Genomic DNA, 17073 nt, shown 5'->3' on the forward strand with positions numbered 1-17073 from the left:
CTACATGCAACTTGTTCACCAAGAGATGCAAGCGGCTTTGGCCCTTGCACTCGACACCCTTTCTCCCGGCAGCGCCAGCAAAGCCCAGTTTGAAACCCCCAAAGTCGCCGCACATGGCGACTGGGCGGTCACGGCTGCCATGCAATTGGCCAAACCCTTGGGGCGCAACCCTCGCGAACTGGCCCAAGAATTGCAAAACCTGTTGCTCGCATCGCCTGCGGGACAACGCTGGTTGGCATCGGTTGACATTGCCGGCCCGGGCTTTTTAAACCTGCGCTTGAAGCCCGAGGCCAAGCAGCAGGTGGTGCGCGAGGTCTTGCAAGCAGCGGATGCTTTTGGGCATCAAACCCCTAACGGGCAACGCTTGCTGGTGGAATTTGTGTCCGCCAACCCCACCGGCCCCTTGCATGTGGGCCATGGCCGACAAGCAGCCTTGGGCGATGCGCTGTGCAATTTGTTTGAAACCCAAGGCTGGTTGGTGCACCGCGAGTTTTATTACAACGACGCTGGTGTGCAAATTCAAACCCTGGCCAACTCCACGCAACTTCGCGCACAAGGTTTCAAACCTGGCGACGCCGAATGGCCCGATAACGCCTACAACGGCGAGTACATCCAAGACATTGCGAACGCGTTTCTCGACAAACAAACCGTGCAAGCCGATGACCGCAGCTTCACGGCCAATGGGCAAGTGGACGATGTGGCCAACATCCGCGACTTTGCCGTGGCGTATTTGCGGCACGAACAAGACCTGGACTTGCAAGCCTTTGCCGTTAAGTTCGATCACTATTATTTGGAATCCAGTCTTTACACCGATGGCCGTGTCGAGCGAGCCGTGGCCTCGTTGCAAGCCTCTGGCCACACCTATGAAAGCGAAGGCGCTTTGTGGTTGCGCTCGACCGACTTTGGCGATGACAAAGACCGGGTGATGCGCAAGTCGGATGGCAACTACACCTATTTTGTGCCCGATGTGGCCTACCACTTGGCCAAATGGGAGCGCGGCTTCACCAAGGTCATCAACATCCAGGGCACCGACCACCACGGCACCATCGCCCGGGTGCGGGCTGGTTTGCAAGCCGCTTCGCAGCAGCAGGGCTTGAACATTCCCCAAGGCTACCCCGACTATGTGCTGCACACCATGGTGCGGGTCATGCGCGGCGGCGAGGAAGTCAAAATTTCCAAACGTGCAGGCAGCTACGTGACCTTGCGCGATTTGATTGAATGGACCAGCAAAGACGCGGTGCGGTTTTTCTTGCTCAGCCGCAAGCCCGACACCGAATACGTGTTCGATGTGGACTTGGCGCTTGCCAAAAACAACGAGAACCCGGTTTTTTATGTGCAATACGCCCATGCCCGCATTTGCTCTGTGTTGATCGCTTCGCTGGGGGCGCAAAAAAACACGCCTTCACCGTTGGAGGATTCCACCGATGAAGCCGCTGCTCATGCAAAAGATCACTTGTATCGCCAAGCCTTGGCTGGACTGGCCAATGTCGATCTCTCTGGCTTGAACAGCCCTCAGGCCCAAACACTCATGTTGTTATTGGCACGTTTTCCGCAAATGCTGGCCCAGGCTTGCCAAGACTTGGCAACCCACGATGTGAGTTTTTATTTGCGCGAACTGGCAGCTTGCTACCACAGCTATTACGATGCAGAGCGTATCTTGGTCGAAGATGAAGCCACCAAACGCGCACGTTTGGCGTTGGTGGCCGCCACGGCCCAGGTGTTGAAAAACGGTTTGGCGGTGTTGGGTGTATCCGCACCCCTTAGCATGTGAAGGACAGGAACATGGCAAGCTTTGGCGCTCAGCGCGGCAACACATTCGTCGGCTTCATCCTTGGTTTGATCGTCGGGCTGACCATCGCCTTGGTGGTGGCCATCTACGTTACCAAGGTGCCGATTCCATTTTTGAACAAAGGATTGAGCCGCAACGCCGAGCAAGACGCTGCTGAGGAGAAGAAAAACAAAGACTGGGATCCCAATGCACCCTTGTATGGCAAAACCCCAAGCTCACCCAAGCCCACAGACCCGCCAGCAGCCCAACCTGTCACACCCCAAGCGCCGGTAACCGCGCCTGCTGCCTCCAGTGACCCCTTGGGCGACTTGGCCAACAGCAAAGCTGGTGCGGTGGAGGAATTTCAATATTTGGTGCAAGTCGGGGCCTACCACGCCAGCGATGAGGCCGAGAGCCAACGCGCCAAGTTGGCGCTGAGCGGCTATGACCCCAAAATTTCAGAACGCGATCAAGCAGGCAAAATGGTTTACCGGGTGCGCTTGGGACCGTTTGAAAGCAAAACCGAAGCCGAGCAAATCCAGGCCAAACTCAAGGCCACCAAAGTTGAATCTGCCCTGATTCGTGTCCAACGTTGAAGAAAGAATGCACCATGCAACGCCGTGAATTTACCGCCCTCAGTTTGTCTTCTCTTGCAGGACTGCCACTCACGCCAGCATTGGCCCAAGCTGCGGCATTCAAAGATGGAACCGACTACCTGTCCCTGAAAACCCGCGTGGCCTCTGATGTTGGCAAGGGCAAGATCGAGGTGCTGGAATTCTTTTGGTACAACTGCCCGCACTGCAATATGTTTGAACCCACCTTAAGCGCTTGGAGCAAAAAATTGCCCAAAGACGTGGTGTTGAAGCGGGTGCCGGTGCGTTTTCGCGAGGATTTTGAACCCCAGCAACGAGCCTATTACGTGCTCGAAGCCTTGGGCAAGGTTGAGGAATTGCAAACCAAAATGTTTGCCGCTATTCACGTCGACAAGCAAAACTTGACGAAACTCGATGCCTTGCTGGTGTGGGCCGAGAAGCATGGCATTGGCGCCAAGCAATTCACCGATTTGTACAACTCTTTTGCCGTGGTCGGTAAAGCCCGACAAGCAGCCAAGTTGCAAGAAGACTTCAAGGTGGAAGGTGTGCCAGCCTTGGGTGTCGGTGGTCGCTATTACGTGGATGGCAGCCTGGCGGGCAACATGGAGCGCGCCCTGCAAATCACCGATTTCCTCTTGGCAGAAATACGCAAGGGCCGCTGAACCAGGCGATCGGGCACGGTTTTTGCCCCTACAATCCGGGCCATGCCAGCATCCCTTATCAGCAATTTCCGTGCCTCCATCTATTTTCTTGCTTGCTGTGGCCTTGCTTACTTTTTAAGCGCGCCCTTGGCGGTCTGGGCCGAAAAGGCTGATCGCAACAAACCCATGAACATCGAGGCCGACAACCTGGATCATGATGAGTTGAAGCAACTGAGCATCTTCACTGGCAAGGTGGTCGCCACCAAGGGAACCATCACCATGCGCGGTCACCGATTGGAAGTTCGGCAAGACCCCGACGGTTTTCAGTACGGCATCTTGACCGCCGTTCCAGGTGCGCGGGCTTTTTACCGGCAAAAGCGCGAAGGTGTGGACGAATGGATTGAAGGCGAGGGCGAGCGCATTGAGTATGACGGCCGCGCAGACAAAGTCGTGCTGTTGTCCAAGGCCGACTTTCGCCGTTACCGCGGCACGGTGTTGAGCGACCAAATGACGGGGCAGCGCATCGTTTATGAAAACCTCTCAGACCAATTCACCGTGGATGGCCAACTCGCGGGTAGCAAGCCTGCCGCTGACGCACCCAAAGGTCGTGTTCGCGCAGTGCTGACCCCGCGCAACAACGACGAGGCTGCCAAGTGAGCAAGCCGACAGCTGGCTCAGACCGGTTGGAGGCGCAGCATTTGCAGAAGTCTTACGCGGGTCGCCAAGTGGTTCGCGATGTCTCGATTTCTGTTGGCAAGGGCGAAGTTGTTGGCTTGCTCGGCCCGAACGGTGCCGGTAAAACCACTTCTTTTTACATGATCGTTGGTTTGGTGCGGGCCGAAGGCGGCAGTATTTCGATTGATGGGGTGCCGGTCGAACACATGCCCATCCACCAACGTGCCCGCATGGGCCTGAGCTATTTACCGCAAGAAGCATCGATTTTTCGCAAGTTGAATGTGGCTGACAACATCCGTGCGGTGCTGGAGTTGCAGCGTGATGAACAGGGCCGCGCCCTGCACAAAGACGTGATTGAGCGCCGATTGACCGAGTTGTTGCAAGAACTGCGCATCGAGCATTTGCGCGAATCTGCCGCGCTGGCTTTGTCTGGTGGCGAACGACGTCGGGTTGAAATCGCCCGCGCCTTGGCCACGCAACCCCGCTACATCTTGCTCGACGAACCTTTTGCAGGCATTGATCCGATCGCGGTCTTGGAGATTCAACGCATCATCGGTTTCTTGAAAGCCAAAGGCATTGGCGTTTTGATCACCGACCACAATGTGCGTGAAACCTTGGGCATTTGCGACCACGCCAGCATCATCAGCGAAGGCCGGGTGCTGGCCGAGGGCACGCCGCAAGCCATCGTCACCAACCCTGAGGTGCGCCGGGTGTACCTCGGCGAAAACTTCCGGATGTGAAGGGAGGACGAGCAGCATGAAGCAAGGCCTTTCACTGCGCGTCTCGCAACACCTGGCGCTCACGCCGCAATTGCAGCAGTCCATCCGCTTGCTGCAACTCTCCACCCTGGAGCTGAGCCAAGAAATCGACCAAATGCTGGACGACAACCCGTTTCTTGAAAAAGAAATGGAAGATTTGGCTCCGCGCGAAGACTTTGGCCTGGAGCAAGAAAATGCAGCGGCTCAAACCTCGGAGGCCGAGCCTGACAACTGGGACGGCCCCATGGACCGGGTCAGTGAAATACGCGTGGAAACCGCCAGCGAAGTGGCCGCGCCCATTGATGCGGAGGGCGTGGCTGAAAGCTGGGACGGCGACGGCAGTGTTGAGTTTTCCCCTGACGACAGCGAGTGGGGCGGCGATGCGCCAGCCCGCAACAACAACAACGACGATGAAAAAGCGCAGGCCACCGAGTTGGCCCGCAACCAAGAATCGCTGACCGCTTTTTTGCACCGTCAAGCGCTGTCCTTGCGCTTGGACGATACCGACCGTGCAGCGCTGCGCTTTTTGATCGAGTCGCTGAATGACGATGGTTATTTGGAAGACACTTTTCAGTCCTTGGCCGAAAGCCTGGCCGGGGACGATTTAGAGCAATGCGAAGAGTTGGTGCACCGCTTCCAAGTGGCGCTTGGCTTGCTTCAAAGCTTGGAGCCTACGGGTGTGGGTGCACGCGACCTGGGCGAGTGCCTGCGCTTGCAATTGCAAGCCGTGTCAGCCGACACCGAAGAACGCGCCGAATTGCGGGCCTGTGCCTTGGCGATCTGCAAGCAACCCTTGGAGATGCTGGCCAAGCGGGATGTCAAGCGCTTGGCTGTGGTGGTGGGCGAATCCGAGTCCTTGGTGAAATTGGCCATCGCCCTGATCGCCCGTTTGGAGCCCAAGCCGGGTCGCCGTTTCATCGATGTCGAGCGCAATGTGGTGGTGCCGGATGTGCTGGTGCTGGCACACGGTGTGGACAAGCAAGGCCTGCCGCAGTTTCGCGCCATGCTCAACCCCGAGGTGATGCCGCGCCTGAAGGTGAACGATATTTACGCCAGCGCTTTGAAAGGCGGCAAAGGTGACAGCCACGCTGGTTTGCAGCAGCGCTTGCAAGAAGCGCGTTGGATGATCAAAAACATCCAGCAACGCTTTGACACCATCTTGCGGGTCAGCAACGCCATCACCCAACGGCAAAAAAGTTTCTTCATCCATGGCGAATTGGCCATGAAGCCGATGGTGTTGCGCGAGATTGCCGAGGAGCTGGGTTTGCACGAATCCACCATCAGCCGGGTCACCACCGCCAAGTACATGCACACGCCCTACGGCACCTTCGAGCTGAAGTATTTCTTTGGCTCGGGCCTGGGTACCGACAGCGGCAACAACGCCTCCAGCACGGCGGTGCGCGCCCTCATCAAGCAGCTGATTGCCAGCGAGAACCCGAAAAAACCGCTGTCCGACAACCAACTCTCGGACATGTTGAAAGAGCAAGGCATCGACTGCGCCCGCCGCACCGTGGCCAAGTACCGCGAAGCCTTGCGCATCGCACCCACCAACCTGCGTAAAGCCCTGTGAATTCCTTGCAATTGTTTGTCCCCTGCGCCGCTGGGGTCGAGGCCTTGTTGGCCTATGAAGTGGCGCAAATCACCAGTTTGCCAACGCGCGATATGCAAACCTTGCGCGGCGGCGTGCAACTGCAAGCCTCTTGGCGGGCTGCCATGCAACTCAATTTGCACAGCCGCTTAGGCATGCGGGTGCTGATTCAGTTGGCGCACCAGCCCTACGCCAACGAAGATGACATTTACAACGCCGCCAGCGCCGTGGCCTGGGAAATGTGGTTCACCCCCAAGCAAAGTTTTCGGGTCGAAATCACCGCGCAACACAGCCCCTTGAAGAGCCTGAACTTCGCCACCTTGCGGGTGAAAGACGCGGTGGCCGATCGTTTTCGCGACAAGACCGGTGTGCGCCCCGATGTCGATACCCAACGCCCCGATGTGCGCGTCCATGTGCACCTGACCGACAAAATGCTCACGCTGTATTTGGACACCACCGGCGAGCCCTTGTTCAAGCGCGGCTGGCGCGAAGACAAGGGTGATGCGCCCCTGAAAGAAACCTTGGCTGCAGCCATGTTGGCCGCCAGCGGTTGGAGCATGCCGTTGCTGACCGCGCCCGGTGAAACGCCGCCCGCCGTGCCCTCGGTGGCTGGGGTCGAGCAAGGGCTGCCTTTGTACGACCCGTGTTGCGGCAGCGGCACCATCGTCATCGAGGCAGCGCAAATTGCTTGCCGCATGGCGCCGGGTTTACAGCGGCGCTTTGGCTTTGAAAAACTGCGCATGTTTGACGCCCATGTGTGGCGTCAATTGCAAGACGAGGCCCGGGCGCAAGCATGCGAGCCACGTGCTCAAGTGTTTGGCAGTGATGTGGCGTTTCGAATGGTGGACTTTGCCCAGCGCAATGCCGAGCGGGCTGGTGTGACCAAAGCAGTGAACTTGCGCGGCGGCGATGCCTTGCAGCGCATGCCGCCCACGGATGTGCCTGGCGTGATGTTGGTGAATCCGCCCTATGGCGAACGGATTGAAGCCGCTGGTGTGGCGGGGGCTGCCAGCTTGGCGCGTGGTGGTCGCGAAACCGGTCAAGTGGAAGACGGCGGTGAGTTCTTCAGCCAATTGGCCAGCCACTGGAAAAAGAATTACACCGGTTGGCGCGCCTGGGTGCTGACACCCGACTTGAAGCTGCCAGGTCGCATGCGCCTGAAAGAATCGCGTCGGGTCCCGATGTGGAATGGTCCGATCGAATGCCGATTGTTTCGCTTTGACTTGCAGGCGGGTTCGCTGCGAAAAACAAGCAGCGGTGACAACACACCAGCGCCAACCTGAACAAGCCACTGGGATGACGGCCCACCAGACGGCTTCAGCGGATGCACTTTCAGACGTTCAGTCTGTGGTGATTGACACCAACATCGTGCTGGACTTGTGGGTCTACCAAGACCCAGCCACACCACCTTTGATGCAGGCCTTGCAAGCAGGTCAACTGAAGTGGATTGCAACAGCACCCATGCGCGAAGAACTGCTGCGCGTATTGGACTATCCGCACATTGCCAATCGACGAGCGCAGGAGGGCTTGAGCGCCCAAGATGTATGGACGAAGTTTGACGACTTGGTGCATTTGCAAGAAGTTGCCGCCAAGGCAAGCTACATCTGCAAAGACGCAGACGATCAAAAGTTCATCGATTTGGCGGTGGCACACCAAGCCTTGCTGCTCAGCAAGGACAAACAAGTGTTGCGGCTGACCAACCGGCTGGCGCGCTTGGGGGTGCTGGTGCGTCGAGCTTGGGCTTGACTATCAGCACCGAGGTTCTTGCACTGCTCAGTGGCTGCGCTGGTTCAGCAATGCCAGCAGTTGGTTCAAGGCATGTTGCTGGGTGGCCAAGCGCACAGCCGCACGGTCACCCTCGAAATGACAAGTTTCAAGCTTGACCCAAGCGGTTTCGGCGCCCACGGTGGGGCCGCCGTCGGTGGGCAAGCCCCAGGCAAAACACACCGTGCCCACCGGTTTGCTTTTGCTGCCACCCGTGGGCCCAGCGATGCCCGTGACCGCCAATGCCACCTGTGCTTGGCTGTGGTTCAAGGCACCCAAGACCATGGCTTGTGCCACTGCTTCGCTGACGGCGCCGTGCCGGGCCAAAAGCGTGGCAGGCACACCCAGCATGTCTTGCTTGGCCTCGTTGCTGTAACTGACAAAGCCGCGTTCAAACCATTGGCTGGACCCGGCCACATCGGTGCAAGCCGCCGAGATCATGCCGCCAGTGCAACTCTCTGCCGTCGCGAGCAACCAACCGCGTTGCAACAAAGCCGAGGCCAAAGTGGTGATGGTGTCATGTGTATTCATCGTGTCGCCTGCCAAAGAGCCAAACAAAGCAGCGTGCAAAACGCGGCCACCAAATCGTCAAACATGATGCCAAAGCCGCCGCGCCAACCAGCACCGTGAAACGCGCGGTCGGCCCAGCCCACCGGCCCGGGCTTGACAGCATCAAAGAATCGAAAAAGCAGAAAAGCCACCAGTTGAGCGGCAAAACCAGCGGGCAGCCAGAGCCACAGCACCAGCCAAAACGCGGCGATTTCGTCCCACACGATGGCGCTGGGGTCGCTCATGCGCATGTGCTCGGCAGTCACTTTGCAAAACCAGCAACCCAACAAGACAGACGCCGCAATCAACAAACCCATCTCGGTGGGGTTCAGGTAAAGATTGAGCAAGCTGTAGGACGCCCAAGCCCACAAGGTGCCGACAGTGCCGGGCGCCATGGGGCTCAAGCCCGAACCAAAGCCCAGCGCAAACAGATGGGCTGGGTGGGACCACATGAAGCGGCCAGCGTGCATTTGATTCAAGGGTGTCATGGAAGATCAGCGGGCAAAGTGGTCAAACGAGGCAAAGCGTCTGGACATGGACACGCCCTGCGCATCCATCACTTGCAAACCCGGCGTGGGCATGATTCGACCAATACAAGTCACGGGTACGCCGCAATCGTTGGCGGCTTCTTGCACCGCATCGGCTTGGTCTGGGGCTGCGGTGAACAAAAGCTCGTAGTCATCGCCACCGGCCAGCGCGTAATCCAAACGCCGCGAAAGCGGCAGGGTTTGCATGGACGGGCTGATCGCGGCGCTGTCGGCCACCCAATCGGTGGTCAATACCGCGCCCACTTTGGAGCGTTTCAAGATGTGACCCAAGTCGCCGACCAAACCATCGCTGATGTCGATGGCGGCATTCGCCACGCCGCGCAAGGCTTGGCCCAGCGCCACCCGTGGCGTGGGTTGTTCCATACGCAATCGAGCGGTTTCAAAGTGTTCAGCTTCCAAGCGCCAGGTTCCGCGAAACACCTCCAGTGCCAAACGGGCGTCGCCCACGGTGCCACTGACATAAATATCGTCGCCAGCTTGGGCGTGTTGACGCAACAGGGCGTCACCGGGCGGCACCTCGCCAAACACGGTGATGCAAATGTTCAGGGGCCCTTGGGTGGTGTCACCTCCCACCAACTCGCAGCCATGTTCATCGGCCAAGGCCCACAGACCTTGCGAAAAGCCTTGCAGCCAAGCCTCGTCCATGTGTGGCAAGGCCAACGCCAAAGTGAATGCCACCGGTTTGGCACCGCAAGCGGCCAGGTCGCTCAGGTTGACCGCCAGAGCTTTGTGCCCCAACCGGGCTGGGGGCGTGGTGCTGAGGAAATGGCGGCCGTCAACCAACATGTCGCAAGACACCGCCCACTGCATGCCGGGTTGTGGTTGCAGCAAGGCGCAGTCGTCACCCACGCCCAACACCGCGTGGCGAGGGGCACGGGTGAAATAACGGGCGATCAGGTCGAACTCGCCCATGGTTCAGTGCAAATGACGGTGGCTGTCACTCAGGGCATCAAGCACGAACATGGGGATATCGACATCGAACTTTTCCCCGTCCACAGCCACGCAAAAGTAGCTGCCATGCATGGTGCCGGTGGGTGTGCGCAAGCGGGTGCCGCTGGTGTACTCGAAGCGTTCGCCGGGTTGCAGCAAAGGCTGGTGGCCGACCACCCCCAAGCCCCGCACTTTTTCGTGCAAGCCGTTGGCATCATTGACATGCCAAGTGCGGGATACGACTTGAGCGCCGATGCTGCCGGTGTTGCGAATCAAGACGGTGTAGGAGAAGGCGTAAACGCCGTCCTCAGGGGAGGATTGTTCGGGTAGATACTGCGGCGTGACGTCGACAGTGAGTTGGTAGGCGGCCATGGGGGGTCAGGATTCAAAAAAAGAGCTTGCACCATTCTGACACCATAATTGGGGCCATGACGACCTACCGCATCGCCCCCTCCATTTTGTCCGCCGACTTTGCCCGTCTGGGTGACGAGGTGAAAAACGTCATCGCCGCTGGCGCTGACTGGATTCACTTTGACGTGATGGACAACCACTATGTACCCAACCTCACCTTTGGCCCCATGGTGTGTCAGGCCCTGAAACCGCACGCCAAAACTCCGGCGGGTGTGGCTGTGCCCATCGATGTGCACCTGATGGTGCAACCGGTGGATGCGCTGGCCGCTTTGTTCGCCCAAGCCGGTGCCGATCTGATCAGTTTTCACCCCGACGCCAGCGCCCATGCCCACCGCAGCGTGCAAGCCATCAAGGCCGCAGGTTGCCAGGCCGGGGTGGTGTTCAACCCGGCCGAACCGCTGGACGTGCTGGATTGGTTGATGGATGACATCGACCTGATCCTCATCATGAGCGTCAACCCTGGTTTTGGTGGTCAAAGCTTCATCGATTCGGCGCTGCGCAAAGTCGAGCACGCCCGCAAGCGCATCGAGGCCAGTGGCCGCGACATTCGCCTTGAAGTGGATGGCGGCATCAAACCCGACAACATCCGCCAAGTGGCCAATGCTGGGGCTGACACCTTTGTGGCTGGCAGTGCCATTTTTGGCAAGCCAGATTACAAAGCTGTGATCGATCAAATGCGCAAGGCGCTGTCCTGATTTTTTTGAGAAAGTGTTTCCATGCTTATTCGTTTTTCTTTGTCAGTTTTATCCGCAAGCCTGGTTTGCATCGGCTTGACCCAAGCAGCCTGCATTCCAAATGAACCCCTGACCCGTCCTGACAGCCGGTATGAAGCCGTGGACGACAAAGGCGCTCAAGTGAAAGACTTGGACACAGGTTTGGTCTGGCAACGTTGTGTGCACGGTCAGCAGTGGGACGGTAAAACTTGCGCTGGTGATCCCATTGCACAGGATTGGAACTTGGCGGTCAAAACTGCCAAAGCTGCAGGTTGGCGCTTGCCCACCCAAAAAGAACTGGAAGGACTGGCCGAAAAAAGTTGTTCCGAGTTGGCTTTGAACCAAACCTGGTTTGGCTCTGGCCCCAGCGGCTGGGTTTGGACCGCCACCGACATGGGCAGTCCTGATGGCGCCGTGGTGGTGCACTCTGGCAGCAGCTTGATTGCCAATCTGGTGAAAAAATTACCGCTTTTCATCCGTTGGGTGAAGTAGCTCGCAAGCAAAGGCGATGAACATGCAACTCAACAACATCCAAGCCCTGATGATTGATCTGGACGGCACCATGGTCGACACCATGGCCGACTTTGAAGCTGCATTGAATTTGGCCCTGGCCGACGTTGATCTGCCCAAGGTGTCGCGTGATGTCGTCAATATTGCTGTGGGCAAAGGCTCAGAGCATCTGGTGCGTACCGTGTTGCAACACCAGTTGGCCCTGCCCGAGGTGCAAGCCAGCGACTTGGTCTGCGACAGCACCACCGTGGAGCGTCTTTACGAACCGGCGTTTCAACGCTATCAACACCACTATGGCCTGGTCAATGGCCAACTCGCTGAGGTTTACAGCGGTGTGTTGGAGGGACTGCAAGCTTTTGCTGGTCGTGGCTTACCCATGGCCTGCCTCACTAACAAGCCCACCGCCTTCGCCAAAGATTTGCTGGCGCGCAAAGGGTTGAGTGGCTTTTTTGGCCATGTCTATGGCGGGGACGCCTTTCCTCGCAAAAAGCCCGACCCCATGCCGCTGTTGGAAACATGCAAAACATTGGGCACCTTGCCCGCCCACACCCTGATGCTGGGCGACTCGCAAAACGACGCCCAAGCCGCGCGTGCTGCTGCGTGCCCGGTGGTCTTGGTCACTTATGGCTACAACCACGGCGAACCGATTCGCGGTGTGGATTGCGACGGTTTCATCGACCGCTTCACGCAATTGCAAATTTAGTCGCCAAAAGTCCTTTTGTTACACTTTTGCCATGTTCTTACACCTCAACACCCTCACAGGTTGCAACGACCGGGGAGCTTGGCCTTGGCGTCGCCAGCCCTGCCCGGCAGTGTTGGTGTTGTCTTAAACCCTTTACTGCCTCCTTCAGTGGGTGCGCTTCGCACCATTTGTTGAGTAAGAGGGCCCTGTGGGGCCGAGCTATGGAGGCTCACCGTGATCACCGAACTTGAATTCAAAAGCCTGTCTGCCCAAGGCTATAACCGCATTCCCTTGATGGCCGAGGCGTTTGCCGACCTGGAAACCCCCCTGTCGCTGTATTTGAAACTCGCCTTCACCAAGGATGGCGGCCGCCACAGCTTTTTGCTCGAATCCGTGGTCGGCGGAGAGCGCTTTGGCCGCTACAGCTTCATCGGTTTGCCCGCCCGCACCTTGCTGCGTGCCAATGGCTTCGGAGCTGACGCGCACACCGAGGTGGTGACCGACGGCGTGGTGGTGGAAACCAACCACGGCAACCCACTGGACTTCATAGCCAGCTACCAACAGCGATTCAAAGTGGCCTTGCGCCCTGGCATGCCACGTTTTTGTGGTGGCTTGGCCGGTTATTTTGGCTATGACACAGTGCGCCACATCGAGAAAAAATTGCAACACAGTTGCCCGCCCGACACCATGGGTTGCCCCGATATTTTGTTGCTGCAAACCGAAGAATTGGCTGTCATTGACAACCTCTCTGGCAAGCTTTACCTGATGGTTTATGCCGACCCTGCTGCCCCCGAGGCCTACACCCGCGCCAAAAAAAGGCTGCGCGATTTGAAGGACATGTTGAAGTATTCGGTGAGTGCGCCGGTGGTCAAACCCACGCAAAGTCACCCGCCCGAGCGCGAGTTTGCCAAGGCCGATTATGTAGAGGCGGTCGAACGCGCCAAACGATTGATTGAAGCCGGTGACTTCATGCAGGTGCAAGTGGGGCAGCGCATCAAAAAACGCTTCACCGAAAGCCCCTTGTCGCTCTACCGCGCTCTGCGCTCCTTGAACCCCAGCCCTTACATGTACTACTACCACATGGGGGACTTTCATGTGGTGGGTGCATCTCCAGAGATTTTGGTGCGCCAAGAAACCACGCCCGAAGGCAACAAGGTCACCATCCGACCTTTGGCGGGTACCCGGCCCCGCGGTGCAACCCCTGAGGCCGATTTGGCCACTGAGCAAGAACTGATCAACGACCCGAAAGAACGCGCAGAGCATGTGATGCTGATCGACTTGGCCCGCAATGACATCGGCCGCATCGCCAAAACCGGTACGGTGAAAGTGACCGAGGCTTTTGCGGTGGAACGCTACAGCCATGTGATGCACATCGTCAGCAATGTCGAGGGCGTGTTGAAAGACGGCATGAGCAGCATGGACGTGTTGCGCGCCACGTTCCCGGCAGGTACTTTGACCGGGGCACCCAAAGTGCACGCCATGGAACTGATTGACCAACTCGAGCCGGTGAAGCGCGGCATCTACGGCGGCGCTTGCGGCTACCTGAGTTTTGCCGGTGACATGGACGTGGCCATCGCGATCCGCACCGGCATCATCAAAGACGAAACCTTGTATGTGCAAGCGGCGGCTGGCGTGGTGGCCGACTCGGTGCCCGAGATGGAGTGGCGCGAAACCGAGCACAAGGCGCGGGCCTTGCTGCGTGCCAGCGAATTGGTCGAGGAGGGTTTGGAATGAAACTCCTGATGATCGACAACTACGACAGCTTCACCTACAACCTGGTGCAGTACTTTGGCGAGCTTGGCGCCGAGGTGCTGGTGCACCGCAATGATGAAATCAGCTTGGCCGAGATTGAAGCCTTGCAGCCCAGCCATTTGGTGGTGTCGCCGGGGCCGTGTTCACCCGCCGAGGCTGGTATTTCGGTGGCCGCCATCCAGCATTTCGCTGGCAAGTTGCCCATCTTGGGTGTCTGTTTGGGGCATCAAAGCATTGGCGCGGCATTTGGCGGGCGCATCATCCGCGCCCAGCAACTCATGCACGGCAAAACCAGCGTCATCCACACCCTGCAACAAGGTGTATTCGCGGGTCTGCCCAAGGATTTCACGGTCAACCGCTATCACTCGCTGGCCATCGAGCGCAGTTCGTGTCCGGCCGAACTGGAAGTCACCGCCTGGACCGGCGATGGTGAAATCATGGGTGTGCGGCACCGCTCCTTGCCCATCGAGGGCGTGCAATTCCATCCCGAGTCCATCCTCACCGAGCACGGCCACGCCTTGCTGAACAACTTTTTGAAGACCCCCAAGCCATGACCAGCATCACCCCTATTGAAGCCCTGCAACGCACCATCGAGCACCGTGAAATTTTTCACGATGAAATGCTGCATCTGATGCGCTTGATCATGCAAGGCGAAATCACGCCGCTGATGACCGCGGCCATCCTGACCGGCTTGCGTGTCAAGAAAGAAACCATTGGTGAAATCACGGCAGCAGCGCAAGTCATGCGCGAGTTCTCTACCAAGGTCGAGGTGGCTGACCGTACGCATTTGGTTGACATCGTCGGCACCGGCGGCGATGGCGCTAACACCTTCAACATTTCCACGTGTTCCATGTTTGTCGCAGCAGCAGCAGGCGCACGGGTCAGCAAGCACGGCGGGCGCAGCGTCAGCAGCAAAAGCGGCAGTGCCGATGTGCTGGAGAGCTTGGGCGTCAAGATCAACCTGCCGCCCGCCCTCATCGCTCAATGCGTTGCCGAGGTGGGCATTGGCTTCATGTTCGCGCCCAACCACCACCCCGCCATGAAAAACGTGGCGCCGGTGCGCAAAGAACTGGGTGTGCGCACCTTGTTCAACATCCTGGGCCCACTCACCAACCCCGCCTCGGCCCCCCATATTTTGATGGGCGTGTTCCACCCCGATTTGGTCGGCATTCAAATCCGCGCTTTGCAACGACTGGGTGCCGAACACGCTTTGGTGGTCTATGGCCGCGATGGCATGGACGAGGTGAGTTTGGGCGCAGCCACCTTGGTCGGCGAATTGAAAGACGGGGAAATCTCCGAGTACGAAATCCACCCCGAAGACTTTGGTCTGACCATGGCCAGTCACCGCGCCTTGAAGGTGGACACACCCGAGCAGTCGCGCGACATGGTGTTGTCGGTGTTGGACAACCAAGAAGGGGCGCCACGCGACATCGTCGCTTTGAACGCTGGTGTGGCTTTGTACGCGGCCAATGTGGCCCCCACCATCGCCGCTGGCTTGGCCTTGGCGCAACACGCCTTGGCGCAAGGCGCGGGCAAGGCCAAGTTGGCACAATTGACCGCATTCACCGCCCAACACGCGGCATAAAAACAAAGGCAAGCTGTGAGCGACATCCTGAACAAAATCGTCCAAACCAAGCACGAGGAAGTGGCGCAGCGTTTGCGCAAAACCTCCTTGGCTGACATGCGCTCGGATGCCGAAAGCCGCGTGCTGACCCGCGACTTTGAAGGCGCCTTGCGTACCAAAATCGCCGCTGGCCAAGCCGCCGTCATCGCCGAAGTGAAAAAAGCCAGTCCATCCAAGGGCCTGCTGCGCGAAGACTTCATTCCTGCCGACATTGCGCAAAGCTATGCCTTTGGCGACGGCCACACCAGCGCTGCCTGCTTGTCGGTGCTCACCGATCAACAGTATTTCCAAGGCAGCACCGATTACCTCAAGCAAGCCCGCGCTTCCTGCGACCTGCCTGTGTTGCGCAAAGACTTCATGGTCGATGTGTTTCAAATTTACGAGTCTCGCGCCATGGGGGCTGACTGCATCTTGTTGATCGCTGCTTGCTTGAACGACGCGCAAATGGCCGATTTCGAAGCCGTCGCCCAGGCTCTGGGCATGGCCGTGTTGGTGGAGGTTCACGATGCCCAGGAGCTCGAACGCGCTTTGAAATTGAAAACCCCGCTTTTGGGGGTGAACAACCGAAATCTGCGCACCTTTGAAGTGTCTTTGGACACCACCTTGTCGCTCATGGCCGAACTGCCCCCCCAAAAATTGCTGATCACCGAAAGTGGCATCGCCACCCGCGAGGATGTGCTTCGTTTGCGTCAAGCGGGGGTGCATGCGTTTTTGGTTGGCGAGGCTTTCATGCGCGCCCCCGAACCCGGCCAGGCGCTGGCAGAACTGTTTGAAGTCTGATGCTTTTTTAAGCAGTGCCAAGCCTGCTGATTGGCCAGTAGATGGCTCTTGGCAAGCGCTGGTAGAGGGGTTTTGGCAAACCCCAGATGGACACCAACTCTCATTATTTTTAAATGAAAGACAGAAAGCAGGCGCTCACATTTTTCCGCATCAGCCATTGCGCGCCTTGCAGCTGACCCCCTTGCCTGAAGTGCGGGTGGTTATCTTGGGCCAGGATCCTTATCACGGTCTGGGGCAAGCGGAAGGCTTGGCTTTTTCGGTGCAACCCGGCGTGCAGACGCCTCCCTCATTGCGCAATATCTTCAAGGAAATGCGGGACGACTTGGGCTTACAGCCACCCATGAGCGGCTCTTTGCAGGCCTGGGCGCGGCGTGGCGTTTTGCTGCTCAACACCTGTTTGACGGTGGAGGAGGGGCAGGCGGGCTCGCACGCCAAACGCGGCTGGGAAGCCTTGACCGATGCCCTCATCCAAGCGGTGGCGGCTCGTCCGCAGGCCTGTGTTTTCATGCTGTGGGGGGCGCATGCCCAGACCAAGGCGCCACTCATTGCTCAAGCCAGTGCTGCACATGCCGCGCCCCGTCTGCTGTTGCAGGCCAATCACCCGTCACCGCTATCAGCCTTGCGTGGTCCGACGCCTTTCATGGGCTGTCGCCACTTCTCTCAAGCTCGGAATTGGCTTGAATCGCAAAACCTGCCGCTGGATTGGTCGCTAGAGGCTTGATTTGCAAGGGTTTTGGCGCATTGACGAGGGCAGCCAAACTGTCAACAGTTAAAAATGTGCTATATT

At 58.2% G+C, this 17073-nt stretch carries 20 protein-coding genes; 16 read left to right on the plus strand and 4 right to left on the minus strand.

Features of this window, described 5'->3' with window-relative positions; all coding sequences use genetic code 11:
- The first annotated feature begins 4 nt into the window (after positions 1 to 4).
- The 8 genes from argS to AC8GFP_RS07275 are packed head-to-tail and all read left to right on the plus strand — an operon-like array spanning position 5 to position 7769.
- Positions 5 to 1771 (plus strand): arginine--tRNA ligase, encoded by a 1767-nt coding sequence (argS, locus tag AC8GFP_RS07240; RefSeq protein WP_506611720.1) that lies wholly within the window; start codon positions 5 to 7, stop codon positions 1769 to 1771.
- An 11-nt stretch (positions 1772 to 1782) separates the two neighbouring features.
- Entirely contained in the window at positions 1783 to 2364 is a 582-nt protein-coding gene (locus tag AC8GFP_RS07245) for an SPOR domain-containing protein (RefSeq protein WP_506611722.1), read from the plus strand.
- A 14-nt stretch (positions 2365 to 2378) separates the two neighbouring features.
- Positions 2379 to 3023 carry a thiol:disulfide interchange protein DsbA/DsbL gene (locus tag AC8GFP_RS07250; RefSeq protein WP_506611724.1) on the plus strand — a complete coding sequence of 215 codons (645 nt, stop codon included), beginning with the start codon at positions 2379 to 2381 and terminating at the stop codon, positions 3021 to 3023.
- Positions 3024 to 3065: 42 nt separating this feature from the next.
- Entirely contained in the window at positions 3066 to 3659 is a 594-nt protein-coding gene (lptA, locus tag AC8GFP_RS07255; protein ID WP_506611726.1) for a lipopolysaccharide transport periplasmic protein LptA, read from the plus strand.
- On the plus strand, positions 3656 to 4417 hold the full coding sequence (gene lptB / locus AC8GFP_RS07260; protein ID WP_506611728.1) for an LPS export ABC transporter ATP-binding protein: 762 nt from the start codon (positions 3656 to 3658) through the stop codon (positions 4415 to 4417). The genes lptA and lptB overlap by 4 nt, the downstream gene beginning before the upstream one ends.
- A gap of 16 nt (positions 4418 to 4433) precedes the next feature.
- Positions 4434 to 6005, plus strand: a complete 1572-nt coding sequence (rpoN, locus tag AC8GFP_RS07265) for an RNA polymerase factor sigma-54 (RefSeq protein ID WP_506611730.1) — start codon at positions 4434 to 4436, stop codon at positions 6003 to 6005.
- Positions 6002 to 7306 (plus strand): THUMP domain-containing class I SAM-dependent RNA methyltransferase, encoded by a 1305-nt coding sequence (locus AC8GFP_RS07270; RefSeq protein WP_506611731.1) that lies wholly within the window; start codon positions 6002 to 6004, stop codon positions 7304 to 7306. The genes rpoN and AC8GFP_RS07270 overlap by 4 nt, the downstream gene beginning before the upstream one ends.
- Before the next feature lie 13 nt (positions 7307 to 7319).
- Complete coding sequence (locus AC8GFP_RS07275; protein WP_506611733.1) at positions 7320 to 7769, plus strand: putative toxin-antitoxin system toxin component, PIN family; 450 nt, start codon at positions 7320 to 7322, stop codon at positions 7767 to 7769.
- Positions 7770 to 7796: 27 nt separating this feature from the next.
- Here the strand turns inward: AC8GFP_RS07275 and AC8GFP_RS07280 are convergent, their stop codons facing one another.
- Genes AC8GFP_RS07280 through apaG form a run of 4 tightly spaced genes read right to left on the minus strand, consistent with a single transcriptional unit; the run spans position 7797 to position 10186 of the window.
- Positions 7797 to 8318 (minus strand): CinA family protein, encoded by a 522-nt coding sequence (locus AC8GFP_RS07280; RefSeq protein ID WP_506611735.1) that lies wholly within the window; start codon positions 8316 to 8318, stop codon positions 7797 to 7799.
- A complete protein-coding gene (locus AC8GFP_RS07285) occupies positions 8315 to 8824 on the minus strand; it encodes a phosphatidylglycerophosphatase A family protein (RefSeq protein WP_506611737.1) in 510 nt (169 codons plus the stop codon). The genes AC8GFP_RS07280 and AC8GFP_RS07285 overlap by 4 nt, the downstream gene beginning before the upstream one ends.
- A 6-nt stretch (positions 8825 to 8830) precedes the next feature.
- Entirely contained in the window at positions 8831 to 9796 is a 966-nt protein-coding gene (gene thiL / locus AC8GFP_RS07290; RefSeq protein ID WP_506611739.1) for a thiamine-phosphate kinase, read from the minus strand.
- A 3-nt stretch (positions 9797 to 9799) separates the two neighbouring features.
- Entirely contained in the window at positions 9800 to 10186 is a 387-nt protein-coding gene (gene apaG / locus AC8GFP_RS07295; protein ID WP_506611741.1) for a Co2+/Mg2+ efflux facilitator ApaG/CorD, read from the minus strand.
- 56 nt (positions 10187 to 10242) lie between these two features.
- Between apaG and rpe the strand changes: the two genes are divergently transcribed.
- From rpe to AC8GFP_RS07335, 8 genes are all read left to right on the plus strand, one after another.
- A complete protein-coding gene (gene rpe / locus AC8GFP_RS07300) occupies positions 10243 to 10920 on the plus strand; it encodes a ribulose-phosphate 3-epimerase (protein WP_506611743.1) in 678 nt (225 codons plus the stop codon).
- A gap of 21 nt (positions 10921 to 10941) precedes the next feature.
- Complete coding sequence (locus AC8GFP_RS07305; protein WP_506611745.1) at positions 10942 to 11430, plus strand: Lcl C-terminal domain-containing protein; 489 nt, start codon at positions 10942 to 10944, stop codon at positions 11428 to 11430.
- A 22-nt stretch (positions 11431 to 11452) separates the two neighbouring features.
- The gene (locus tag AC8GFP_RS07310) at positions 11453 to 12151 is read left to right on the plus strand and encodes an HAD-IA family hydrolase (protein ID WP_506611747.1); all 699 of its coding nucleotides are present in this window, start codon (positions 11453 to 11455) and stop codon (positions 12149 to 12151) included.
- 213 nt (positions 12152 to 12364) lie between these two features.
- Positions 12365 to 13864, plus strand: a complete 1500-nt coding sequence (trpE, locus tag AC8GFP_RS07315) for an anthranilate synthase component I (RefSeq protein ID WP_506611749.1) — start codon at positions 12365 to 12367, stop codon at positions 13862 to 13864.
- Positions 13861 to 14436, plus strand: a complete 576-nt coding sequence (locus AC8GFP_RS07320; protein WP_506611751.1) for an anthranilate synthase component II — start codon at positions 13861 to 13863, stop codon at positions 14434 to 14436. Before trpE ends, AC8GFP_RS07320 begins: the two co-directional genes overlap by 4 nt.
- Positions 14433 to 15467, plus strand: a complete 1035-nt coding sequence (gene trpD / locus AC8GFP_RS07325) for an anthranilate phosphoribosyltransferase (RefSeq protein WP_506611753.1) — start codon at positions 14433 to 14435, stop codon at positions 15465 to 15467. The genes AC8GFP_RS07320 and trpD overlap by 4 nt, the downstream gene beginning before the upstream one ends.
- Positions 15468 to 15482: 15 nt before the next feature.
- Positions 15483 to 16286, plus strand: coding sequence for an indole-3-glycerol phosphate synthase TrpC (gene trpC / locus AC8GFP_RS07330; RefSeq protein ID WP_506611755.1), 804 nt, complete (start codon positions 15483 to 15485; stop codon positions 16284 to 16286).
- Entirely contained in the window at positions 16210 to 17007 is a 798-nt protein-coding gene (locus AC8GFP_RS07335; protein ID WP_506611757.1) for a uracil-DNA glycosylase, read from the plus strand. The genes trpC and AC8GFP_RS07335 overlap by 77 nt, the downstream gene beginning before the upstream one ends.
- The last annotated feature ends 66 nt before the right edge of the window (positions 17008 to 17073 follow it).

This window comes from Limnohabitans simekii (SeqCode), from assembly GCF_965234735.1.
In the GTDB taxonomy this organism is placed as follows: domain Bacteria; phylum Pseudomonadota; class Gammaproteobacteria; order Burkholderiales; family Burkholderiaceae_C; genus Limnohabitans; species Limnohabitans simekii.